Annotated in this window: 11 protein-coding genes; 7 read left to right on the top strand and 4 right to left on the bottom strand. The window is 76.1% G+C overall.

The features are described from left to right. Positions 1 to 77: 77 nt before the first annotated feature. Positions 78 to 431 carry a hypothetical protein gene (locus ACRYM2_RS14525; protein WP_432523112.1) on the bottom strand — a complete coding sequence of 118 codons (354 nt, stop codon included), beginning with the start codon at positions 429 to 431 and terminating at the stop codon, positions 78 to 80. Positions 432 to 835: 404 nt separating this feature from the next. Between ACRYM2_RS14525 and ACRYM2_RS14520 the strand changes: the two genes are divergently transcribed. After that, entirely contained in the window at positions 836 to 1135 is a 300-nt protein-coding gene (locus ACRYM2_RS14520) for a DUF4193 domain-containing protein (protein WP_166615886.1), read from the top strand. Here ACRYM2_RS14520 and ACRYM2_RS14515 read toward each other — a convergent pair whose 3' ends face one another. Next, the gene (locus tag ACRYM2_RS14515; protein WP_432523111.1) at positions 1136 to 1624 is read right to left on the bottom strand and encodes a DUF3093 domain-containing protein; all 489 of its coding nucleotides are present in this window, start codon (positions 1622 to 1624) and stop codon (positions 1136 to 1138) included. It lies immediately after the preceding gene. A gap of 175 nt (positions 1625 to 1799) precedes the next feature. Between ACRYM2_RS14515 and dut the strand changes: the two genes are divergently transcribed. The 4 genes from dut to ACRYM2_RS14495 all read left to right on the top strand — a co-directional run bounded on the left by dut (position 1800) and on the right by ACRYM2_RS14495 (position 4393). Beyond that, the gene (gene dut, locus ACRYM2_RS14510; RefSeq protein WP_432523114.1) at positions 1800 to 2300 is read left to right on the top strand and encodes a dUTP diphosphatase; all 501 of its coding nucleotides are present in this window, start codon (positions 1800 to 1802) and stop codon (positions 2298 to 2300) included. Next, on the top strand, positions 2297 to 3226 hold the full coding sequence (locus ACRYM2_RS14505) for a DUF3710 domain-containing protein (protein ID WP_432523110.1): 930 nt from the start codon (positions 2297 to 2299) through the stop codon (positions 3224 to 3226). Before dut ends, ACRYM2_RS14505 begins: the two co-directional genes overlap by 4 nt. Before the next feature lie 85 nt (positions 3227 to 3311). Further along, on the top strand, positions 3312 to 3713 hold the full coding sequence (locus ACRYM2_RS14500) for an OB-fold nucleic acid binding domain-containing protein (protein WP_432523109.1): 402 nt from the start codon (positions 3312 to 3314) through the stop codon (positions 3711 to 3713). After that, on the top strand, positions 3710 to 4393 hold the full coding sequence (locus tag ACRYM2_RS14495; protein ID WP_432523108.1) for a DUF3159 domain-containing protein: 684 nt from the start codon (positions 3710 to 3712) through the stop codon (positions 4391 to 4393). Before ACRYM2_RS14500 ends, ACRYM2_RS14495 begins: the two co-directional genes overlap by 4 nt. 15 nt (positions 4394 to 4408) lie before the next feature. Here ACRYM2_RS14495 and ACRYM2_RS14490 read toward each other — a convergent pair whose 3' ends face one another. Both ACRYM2_RS14490 and ACRYM2_RS14485 read right to left on the bottom strand, forming a co-directional pair. Then, positions 4409 to 5068: a potassium channel family protein gene (locus ACRYM2_RS14490; protein WP_432523107.1), complete on the bottom strand. Its 660-nt coding sequence runs from the start codon at positions 5066 to 5068 to the stop codon at positions 4409 to 4411. After that, on the bottom strand, positions 5068 to 5733 hold the full coding sequence (locus tag ACRYM2_RS14485) for a potassium channel family protein (RefSeq protein ID WP_432523106.1): 666 nt from the start codon (positions 5731 to 5733) through the stop codon (positions 5068 to 5070). Before ACRYM2_RS14485 ends, ACRYM2_RS14490 begins: the two co-directional genes overlap by 1 nt. Positions 5734 to 5834: 101 nt before the next feature. On the opposite strand from ACRYM2_RS14485, the gene ACRYM2_RS14480 reads away from it, so the two are divergent. Together ACRYM2_RS14480 and ACRYM2_RS14475 are read left to right on the top strand one after the other, a co-directional pair. Beyond that, positions 5835 to 7931, top strand: a complete 2097-nt coding sequence (locus tag ACRYM2_RS14480) for an APC family permease (RefSeq protein WP_432523105.1) — start codon at positions 5835 to 5837, stop codon at positions 7929 to 7931. Beyond that, positions 7928 to 9271 carry a class I SAM-dependent RNA methyltransferase gene (locus ACRYM2_RS14475; RefSeq protein ID WP_432523104.1) on the top strand — a complete coding sequence of 448 codons (1344 nt, stop codon included), beginning with the start codon at positions 7928 to 7930 and terminating at the stop codon, positions 9269 to 9271. Before ACRYM2_RS14480 ends, ACRYM2_RS14475 begins: the two co-directional genes overlap by 4 nt. The last annotated feature ends 19 nt before the right edge of the window (positions 9272 to 9290 follow it).

Raw genomic sequence — 9290 nt, 5'->3', positions numbered from 1 at the left:
GCCCGCCCCCGGCCGGGGGCGGGCTCTTCGCCGTCCCGGACCGGCGACGCCGGAGGGGGCGGTGGACCGGCGGCGGGTCAGGCGGTCGCGCAGGTGGAGCCGGCGCGCAGGTCCACCGCGCGCAGGTCCACGGCGTGCCGGCGGACCTGCTGGTCGGCCAGGTAGGCCACGGTGTCGGGCAGCGCCACGTCGTGGGCCGCGGCGAGGTCCACGAGGGACTCGAGGTCGTCCAGGAAGGCCTGGGCGAGGTCGTCGTCGCCGGCGGCGGCGGCGGAGTCGATGGTCGCGCGCGTCCGCTGGACGCGCTCGGACAGCTCGGCCACGAACGTCGGCGTCGTCGAACCGGTCTCGGTGGTCGGCTGGGGAGCCGGCGGAGCATCGGACGCGGACGTGGCGGTCACGTCGAGCCGACGGGGTTCCTGCACGGGCACGGCACCTCCCTGGGGATCTCGGGGCCCGGCGGCTCGGGACCCGGCGCGGTGCGCGGGGGCGAGCCGCCGGCGGCTGGGACGCTTGCAGCGTACGGCCCCGCAGCCGCCGGTCCAACTCCCCCGTGTCGACCGCTGTGGACGGCGGGGGACCCCCTCGAAGCGTTGCGTGACGCCGGATGTGCGCTGCGGAACGGGTGTGCGCCGTGCGGTCGCCGGGGCGGGCGCCGGGCGCGGGAACGCCGGGCCCTCGCGGACCGTTGGAACCCCCCGACGCGCCCCGGTTCGTCCTGCGCGGGCGGGTAGGTCATGATTCGTGGTCGCTCGGGCATGGAACCGGCGCGAAGAGTGTTGAGCCCGCGGCAGCAACAGGCCGGACGAGAAGCATCGGAGTGTGAGGCAAGGTCATGGCGACCGACTACGACGCGCCGCGCAAGAGCGACGACGAGCTGAACGAGGACTCCATCGAGGAGCTCAAGGCCCGCCGCACCGACAAGAGCTCGGGCACCGTCGACGAGGACGAGACGGAAGCCGCCGAGGGCTTCGAGCTGCCCGGGGCGGACCTGTCCAACGAGGAGCTGTCGGTGCGGGTCCTCCCGCGCCAGCAGGACGAGTTCACCTGCACCAGCTGCTTCCTCGTCGTGCACCGCAGCCAGCTGCGCGAGCAGCCGGACGGGCGGATCATCTGCACCGACTGCGCCGCCTGATCACCGGCGGCGCGTGATCGCCTCCGCCAGCCGCCGCGGGCGGCGGGTGGAGACGATCCAGTAGGGCGCGGGGTCGGCGGGGTCGTCGAGGTGGATCCGCACCGCGGTGGGGATCCACGAGCGCACCGCCAGGTGGGCCCGGGCGTCCAGCCCGGGGCCTAGGGCGGCGCGCCGCTCCCGTGCGGCGATCACGTCGACGCCGGAGACGACGTCGAGCGGCAACCGCGCCCGCCCCACGCGCAGGTGCGTCTGCGTGAGCTCCACCGTCCACGCCATGCTCAGCAGCACCCCCACGGCCAGCGCCGCGCCCAGCAGGGCGCCGACCAGCGCTCCCCGCCCGCCCCAGACCGGCAGCGCCACGAGCGCTCCGCCGACGACCGCGGGCAGCCACGACAACCAGGTCGTCACCGCCGGCCACCACCGCTCGCGGCCGTCCCAGCCGCTCCCGTCCGGGGTCCGCTCGGGGGTTCCACGCGAGGCCGTCTGCACGCCGCCAGCCTCGCACGCGCCCGCCGCGGCGCCCGCACGCCCCGGCCCGCGCTCCCGGCTCCCGGCGCCGGGAGCGGGCCCCGGCGCGTGCGTGCCCCCGCGCGGCGCAGCGGTAGGGTCGAGACCCGTGACGCACCACCTCGCGGCGCACGCGACCGAGCCGGACGGGGCGACCCTGGAGGTCCCCACCGTGCTGGGCGTGCCCGAAGCCCTGCCCACCTACGCCCACCCGGGCGACGCGGGAGCCGACCTCACCACCCGCGTCGACGTCGTCGTCGGCCCGGGGGAGCGCGTCACCGTCCCGACCGGGGTCTCCATCGCCCTGCCGGACGGCTACGCCGCCTTCGTCGTGCCCCGCTCGGGCCTGGCCGCCCGCCGCGGGCTGACCACGCTCAACGCCCCCGGCACGGTCGACGCCGGCTACCGCGGCGAGGTCCGCGTCACCCTGCACAACACCGACCTGCGCAAGAGCGTCGCGCTCGCGGCCGGCGACCGCATCGCCCAGCTCGTCGTCCAGCGCGTCGAGCGCGTCCGCTTCGTGCCGGTGGCGGAGCTGCCGGAGTCCGTGCGCGGCAGCGGCGGGCACGGCTCCACCGGCGGAGCGCACGCGCTGGCGGCCACCGCGCCGCCCGCCCCGTCGACCGACCCGACCGAGAACCCCGAGGAGCGACCGTGAGCCTGTTCCGCCGCCGCAAGGTCGCCGACTCCGCCGTCCAGGACGGCGCGGCCGACGGCAGGACCGCGTCCGGGGACGGGGCGAGCGCCACGACCGCCGAGTCCGGCGCCGAGCCCGCCACCGCCGCCCACGGCGTCGTCGACGACCCGCAGGCGCGCGAGGCCGCCGACGCGGTCGGGACGGGCGGGAGCGCCGCCCGGCCCGCCGCCGAGCCCGCCGCGGCCGCCGCCGCGGCCGCCGACGAGGCCGCCGACGAGGTGGTCTTCGACCGCTCCGGCGGTCCCTTCGACGCCTCCGAGGTCGAGGACGAGGACGGCCGGCTGTCCCTGGGCGGGCTGCGCCTGGCCGGCCGCGAGGGCATGGAGCTGCGCTTCGAGGTCGAGGAGGCCTCGCAGCGGGTCATCGCCGTCACCGTCGTCCTGGGCGGCTCCACCGTGCAGCTGCAGACCTTCGCCGCACCGCGCAGCTTCGGCGTCTGGGACGAGATCCGCCCCGAGATCGCCCAGGCCGTCGCCGCGCAGGGCGGTGCGGCCGAGGAGCGCACCGGGCCCCTGGGGCGCGAGCTGCTGTGCCGGCTGCCGGTGCGCACCGAGGACGGGCGCACCGGTCACCAGCCCACCCGCTTCGCCGGGGTGGACGGCCCGCGCTGGTTCCTGCGCGCGGTCTTCTCCGGTCCGGCCGCCGTCGACGCGTCCGCGGCCGCGGAGCTGGAGGCCGTGGTGCGCGACGTCGTCGTCGTCCGCGGCGCCGAGGCCATGGCCCCCCGCGAGCTCATCCCGCTGGCGCTGCCGCAGCAGCCCGGCGCCGCCCCCGCGGCGCCCCCGGGCGGGCCGGCGGACGGGCAGGAGCAGGCGGGCGGCGGGGGAGCGCAGCGCGAGGAGCTGAAGCCCTTCGAGCGCGGTCCCGAGATCACCGAGGTGCGCTGACGTGCCGTCGTCGCCGACGCCCTTCCGGGGGAACAGGGCACCGCGCGGGGGCGTTCCACCACGGTCACGTCGGGAGGGTCCTACTGTGGGTGCCGTGTCGAAGACCTCAGTGCTGAGCACGCCGCTGTGGCGCCGCGCGCTGCAGCGGTTCACCGCTTCGGAGTCCGACCTCGCCGCCGAGGAGGCGACCGAGGACGCCGTCCGCAACGGGGGGACGCCGTGCGGGCAGGTCCGCGACCGCACCAGGGCCTGCGTCTGCGGGACGCTGCGCTCGGTGACGACGCGTCCGCGCGGGGGCGTGCCCGCCCTGGAGGCCGAGCTGTTCGACGGCTCCGGCTCGGTGTCCCTGGTCTGGCTGGGCCGGCGCCGCATCGCCGGTGTCGAGGCGGGCAGGCGCGTCAAGGCCAGCGGCCTGGTCGCCTGCGACGACGGCCACCGGGTCATCTTCAACCCCGTGTACGAACTCATCTGCCCCGAGAAGGCGTGAGCGCGGACGCCGACCGTCCCGCGGTCGCGGGCGCCGTCCCCGAGACGGCGCCCACCACCGTCGAGGAGCTGGTGCGCCGGCGGCTGTCGGTGGCGCTGGGCGGCTGGCGGGGGCTGCTGGACTCCGCGGCGCCCGCGCTGGCCTTCCTCGTCACCTGGCTGCTGACCACCGACGTGCTGACGTCGGTGGGTGCCTCGGTGGCGGTCCTGCTCGTGGCGCTGGTGGCGCGGCTGGCGCGCCGCGAGACCGTCCAGCACGCCCTGGGCGGGATCCTCACCACGGCCGTGGCGGCGTTCATCGCCTCCCGCACCGGTCGCGCCGAGGACGTCTTCCTGCCGGGCATCCTGCTCAACTGCGCGCTCGCCGTCGTCTTCGCGCTCTCGATGGTGCTGCGCTGGCCGGTCGTGGGCTTCCTCGTGGGAGCCGTCACCGAGGACCCGACGGCGTGGCGGCGCGACCGCGGCATCGTCTCGCTGTGCCAGAAGCTGACGGCGCTGCTGCTGGCCGGCTACGTCGTGCGGGCGGGGGTGCAGCTGCCGCTGTACCTGTCCGGGGAGACGACCGCGCTGGCCGTGAGCAAGCTCGTGCTGGGCTGGCCGCTGCTGGTGGCCGGGGTCGCCGTCGCGAGCCTGCTGCTGCTCAAGGGCCGCACCCCGCTGGACCCCCGCGCCGGCGCCTGAGCCCGCGCGGGGCGCTCAGCGCGCGCCGAGGGTGGCGCGCAGGTCCGCCTCGGCGTCGGGCACCGACAGGAACAGCAGGTGGTCGCCGGCCTCGAGCACGTCGTCGGGGGTCGGCGGCAGCGGCCGCTCGGCGCGCACGATCGCCACGAGGACGGTGTCGCGCGGCAGCCGCACCTCCCCGACGGTGCGGCCCAGCACGGGGCTGTCCGCCTCCAGGGTGTACTCGGCCATCGAGGCCTGCCCCCGCTGGAAGGTGAACAGCCGCACGAGCTCGCCGACGCTGACGGCCTCCTCGACCAGGGCGGTCATCAGCCGCGGCGTGGAGACGGCGACGTCCACCCCCCACGCCTCGTCGAACAGCCACTCGTTCTTGGGGTTGTTCACCCGGGCGACGGTGCGCGGCACGCCGTACTCGGTCTTGGCCAGCAGGGAGACGACGAGGTTGGCCTTGTCGTCCCCGGTGGCGGCCACGACGACGTCGCAGTCGGCCAGCTCGGCCTCGTCGAGGCTGGAGATCTCGCACGCGTCGGCCAGCAGCCACTGCGCGTCCGGCACGCTGGTGATCTTCATGGCGGCCGGGCTGCGGTCGATGAGCAGCACCCGGTGGCGGTTGGCCAGCAGCTCGCGCGCGATGGAGCGCCCGACGATGCCGGCGCCGGCGATGACGACCCGCATCAGGACTCCCCTCCCGGAGCGGCGGCGAGCACGGCCGCGGCCGCGTCGACGCGCTCGTCGGCGACGACGACGTGCACGACGTCGCCCTCCTGGTGGGCCATCCCGCGGACGGGGACGATGCCCTGGCCCAGCCGGGTGACGTAGGCGACCCGCACCCCGGCGGCGGCCTCGAGCGCGGACAGCGGCTGCCCGACCCAGGCGTCGTGCACGGGGACCTCCACGAGGACCACCCGCCCGGAGGCGTCGCGGAACTCGCTGAGCGCGCCCTGCGGCACCAGGCGGCGCAGCACCTGGTCCGCGGTCCAGCGCACCGTGGCGATCGTGGGGATGCCCAGGCGCTGGTAGACCTCGGCGCGGCCGGGGTCGTAGATGCGCGCGACGACGTTCTGCACGTCGAACTTCTCCCGCGCCACCCGCGCGGCGAGGATGTTGGAGTTGTCGCCCGAGGAGACGGCCGCGAAGGCGCCGGCCTGGTGGATGCCGGCCTCGACGAGGGTGTCGTGGTCGAAGCCCACCCCGGTGACGCGCTGGCCGGCGAAGGAGGCGCCGAGCCGGCGGAAGGCGTCGGCGTCCTGGTCCACCACGGCGACGCTGTGCCCGCGGGCCTCGACGGTGAGGGCGAGGCTGGAGCCCACCCGGCCACAGCCCATGATCACGAAGTGCACGTCCGCTCCGGTCCCTCGATCCAGCCAGCCCGCGTGACGCTACCGCGTCCGGGCTCCGGTCCGGACGGCACACCCCGCCCCAGCACCTACCATCGTGAGACGTGCCCTCTGTGACCGACGCGGTCAAGCGCGTGCTGGTCGGTCGGCCGTTCCGCAGCGAACGGCTGTCCGAGACCCTCCTCCCCAAGCGCATCGCGCTGCCCGTCTTCGCCTCCGACGCGCTGAGCTCGGTCGCCTACGCCCCCGACGAGATCTTCCTGACGCTCTCGATCGCGGGCATCGCCGCCTACGCCTTCTCGCCGTGGATCGCGCTGGCGGTCGTCGTCGTCATGTTCGTCGTCGTGGCCTCCTACCGGCAGAACGTGCACGCCTACCCCTCGGGGGGCGGCGACTACGAGGTCGCGACGGTCAACCTGGGTCCCAACGCCGGCCTGACCGTCGGCAGCGCCCTGCTCGTGGACTACGTGCTCACCGTCGCGGTGTCGATCTCCTCGGGGGCGCAGTACGCGGCGGCGGCGATCCCGCTGCTGCGCGGGCACGAGGCCCTCTTCGCCGTCGCGCTGGTGCTGCTGCTGATGTCGGTGAACCTGCGCGGGCTCAAGGAGAGCGGCGCCGCGTTCGCCGTCCCCACGTACATCTTCATGGCCTCGATCCTGGGGATGGCGATCTGGGGCTTCGTGCGGCTGCTGCTGGGCGACCTGCCGGACGCGCCCAGCGCGGGGCTGGACCTGACCGCCGAGCACGACATCTCCGGGGGCATGACCAGCCTCGCCGGCGCCTTCCTGATCCTGCGCGCGTTCTCGTCCGGCGCCGCGGCCCTCACCGGGGTGGAGGCCATCAGCAACGGCGTGCCCGCCTTCCGCAAGCCCAAGAGCAGGAACGCCGCCACGACGCTGCTGCTGCTGGGCCTGACGAGCGTGACGATGCTCGTCAGCATCATCGCGCTGGCGCGCGTGACGGGGATCCGCTTCGCCGAGGACCCGGCCAGCCAGCTGCTGCGCGACGGGGTGCCCGTGGGCGACGGCTACGTGCAGGACCCGATCATCGGGCAGCTGGCGGCCACGGTCTTCGACCACTTCCCGGTCGCCTTCTACGTCGTGACCGCCGCCACCGGCGTCATCCTCGTGCTGGCCGCCAACACGGCCTTCAACGGCTTCCCGGTGCTCGGCTCGATCCTGGCCCGCGACGGGTTCCTGCCCAAGCAGCTGCACACCCGCGGCGACCGGCTGGCCTTCTCCAACGGCATCATCGCCCTGGCCGTCGCGGCGATCGTGCTCATCCTCGCCTTCGACGCCGAGGTCACCCGGCTCATCCAGCTCTACATCGTCGGCGTCTTCGTCTCCTTCACCATGAGCCAGACCGGCATGGTCCGGCACTGGACGCGGCACCTGCGCACCGAGACCGACCCGGTCCGGCGCGCGCGGATGCGGCGCTCGCGGGTCATCAACTCCATCGGCCTGGGCCTGACCGGCCTCGTGCTGGTCATCGTGCTGCTGACGAAGTTCACCCAGGGCGCCTGGATCGCCATCCTCGCCATGGTCGTCGTCTTCGTGAACATGAAGCTCATCCGGCGCCACTACGCCTCGGTGGCCCGGGAGCTGGAGATCGTGCCGGACGCCGGGGCCAAGGCGCTGCCGACCGGGGTGCGCAGCGTCGTGCTCGTCTCCAAGCTGCACAAGCCCACGCTGCGCGCGCTGGCCTTCGCGCGGGCGGCCAAGCCCACCGAGCTGCAGGCGGTCACCGTGGCCGTCGACCCGGAGGAGAGCGCCGCCCTGCAGCAGCGCTGGGAGGCGCTGGGGATCCCGGTGCCGCTGACCGTGCTGGACTCCCCGTACCGGGAGATCACCCGGCCCATCGTCGAGCACGTCAAGGCGCTGCGGGCACGCCACCCGCGCGACCTGGTCATCGTCTACGTGCCCGAGTACGTCGTGGGCCACTGGTGGGAGACCCTGCTGCACAACCAGTCCGCGCTGCGGCTGCGGGCCCGGCTGCGCTACCAGCCGGGGGTGATGGTGGCCAGCGTGCCCTGGCAGCTGGCCAGCTCCGAGGGCCTGGAGGAGCGCGCCGAGCGCGCCGCACCCGGTGTCGTGCGCCGCGGCACCTTCGGCCCCTCGCCCTCGGTGCCGCCACCGGCCGAGGCGGGCACCGACGCGGGCACCGGAGCGGGCACCGACGCGGGCGCCCGGGGGAGCCGGTGAGCCCCGCCGGCGAGGGCGCGGGCGCCGCGCCCCGGCGCCGCCGCACCCGCGCGCGCAGCGCGGGCGGTCCCGACGCGGTCGGCACCGAGCTGCTCCTGGAGGTCGGCCCCGTCGCCCACGGCGGGCACTGCGTGGCCCGCCACGAGGGCCGCGTCGTCTTCGTGCGCCACGCCCTGCCCGGCGAGCGGGTGCGCGCCCGCGTCACCGAGGGCGCGGACGGCTCCGCGTTCTGGCGCGCCGACGCCGTCGAGGTGCTCCGCGCGGCGCCGGAGCGGGTGGAGCCGGCCTGCCCGGTCGCCCGGCCGGGGCTGTGCGGCGGGTGCGACTTCCAGCACGCCACCGGCGAGCGCCAGCGCGAGCTGAAGGCCGAGGTCGTCGCCGAGCAGCTGCGCCGCCTCGCCGGCCTGGAGCGCGAGGTGGTCGTCGAGGAGGTCGGCGGGGGGCTGCGCTGGCGCACCCGCACCCAGTTCGCCGTGGACGCCGAGGGCCGCACCGGGCTGCGCAAGCACCGCTCGCACGAGGTCGTCCCGCTGGAGGACTGCCCCATCAGCACCGGGGCCGTCGTCGGCAGCGGCGTGCTGGGGGCCCGCTTCGGCAACGTGGAGACCGTCGAGGTGGCCGCCGGCTCCGACGGCGCACCGCCGCTGGTGGTCGTGACCCCCGCCCCCGGCCGGCACGCCCACCTGCCCAAGCTGCCGGCCGCGTGGGTGGCGGTGCGCACCGCCGACGGGCTGCACCGCGTCTCCGGGCGCACCTGGGTGGGGGAGCGGGTGCTGGTGCGCGGGCACGAGCACGCCTTCCGCGTCGGCGGCGCCGGCTTCTGGCAGGTCCACCCCGCCGCGCCCGCCGTGCTCGGCGAGGCCGTCCTGGACGCCCTCGTGCCGCGCGCGGGGGAGGCGGCCCTGGACCTGTACGCCGGTGCCGGGCTGTTCACCGCGCTGCTGGCGCGGGCCGTGGGCCCCGACGGCTCGGTGCTGTCGGTGGAGGGCGAGGAGCGGGCGGTGCGCGACGCGCGCAAGTCCCTGCACGACCAGCGCCACGTCGAGATGTGGGAGGGGCGCGTGGAGGAGGCGCTCGCCGACGCCGAGCTGCGCGAGCGGCGCACCGACGTCGTCGTGCTCGACCCCCCGCGCTCCGGCGCCGGCCGGGAGGCCGTCGCGGGGATCGCCGCGCTGCACCCGCGCGCGGTGGCCTACGTGGCCTGCGACCCGGCCGCGCTGGCCCGCGACGTCGCCGCCTTCGCCGCGCTGGGCTACCGGCTGGAGGCGCTGCGCGCCTTCGACCTGTTCCCGCAGACCCACCACGTGGAGTGCGTGGCCCTGCTGGTCCCGCAGGGCTGAGGCCGCCGGGGCGGCGGGT

The sequence above is a fragment of the Kineococcus aridisoli genome, assembly GCF_050871885.1.
Lineage (GTDB): Bacteria > Actinomycetota > Actinomycetes > Actinomycetales > Kineococcaceae > Kineococcus.
The sequence above is the reverse complement of the archived record's forward strand: the minus strand, read 5'-3'. Positions and strand labels throughout refer to the sequence as shown.

Coding starts and splice junctions, on each gene's coding strand:
- ACRYM2_RS14520 (WP_166615886.1), top strand. CDS start 836: ATGGCGACCGACTACGACGCGCCGCGCAAGAGCGACGACGAGCTGAAC.
- ACRYM2_RS14490 (WP_432523107.1), bottom strand. CDS start 5,068: ATGCGGGTCGTCATCGCCGGCGCCGGCATCGTCGGGCGCTCCATCGCG.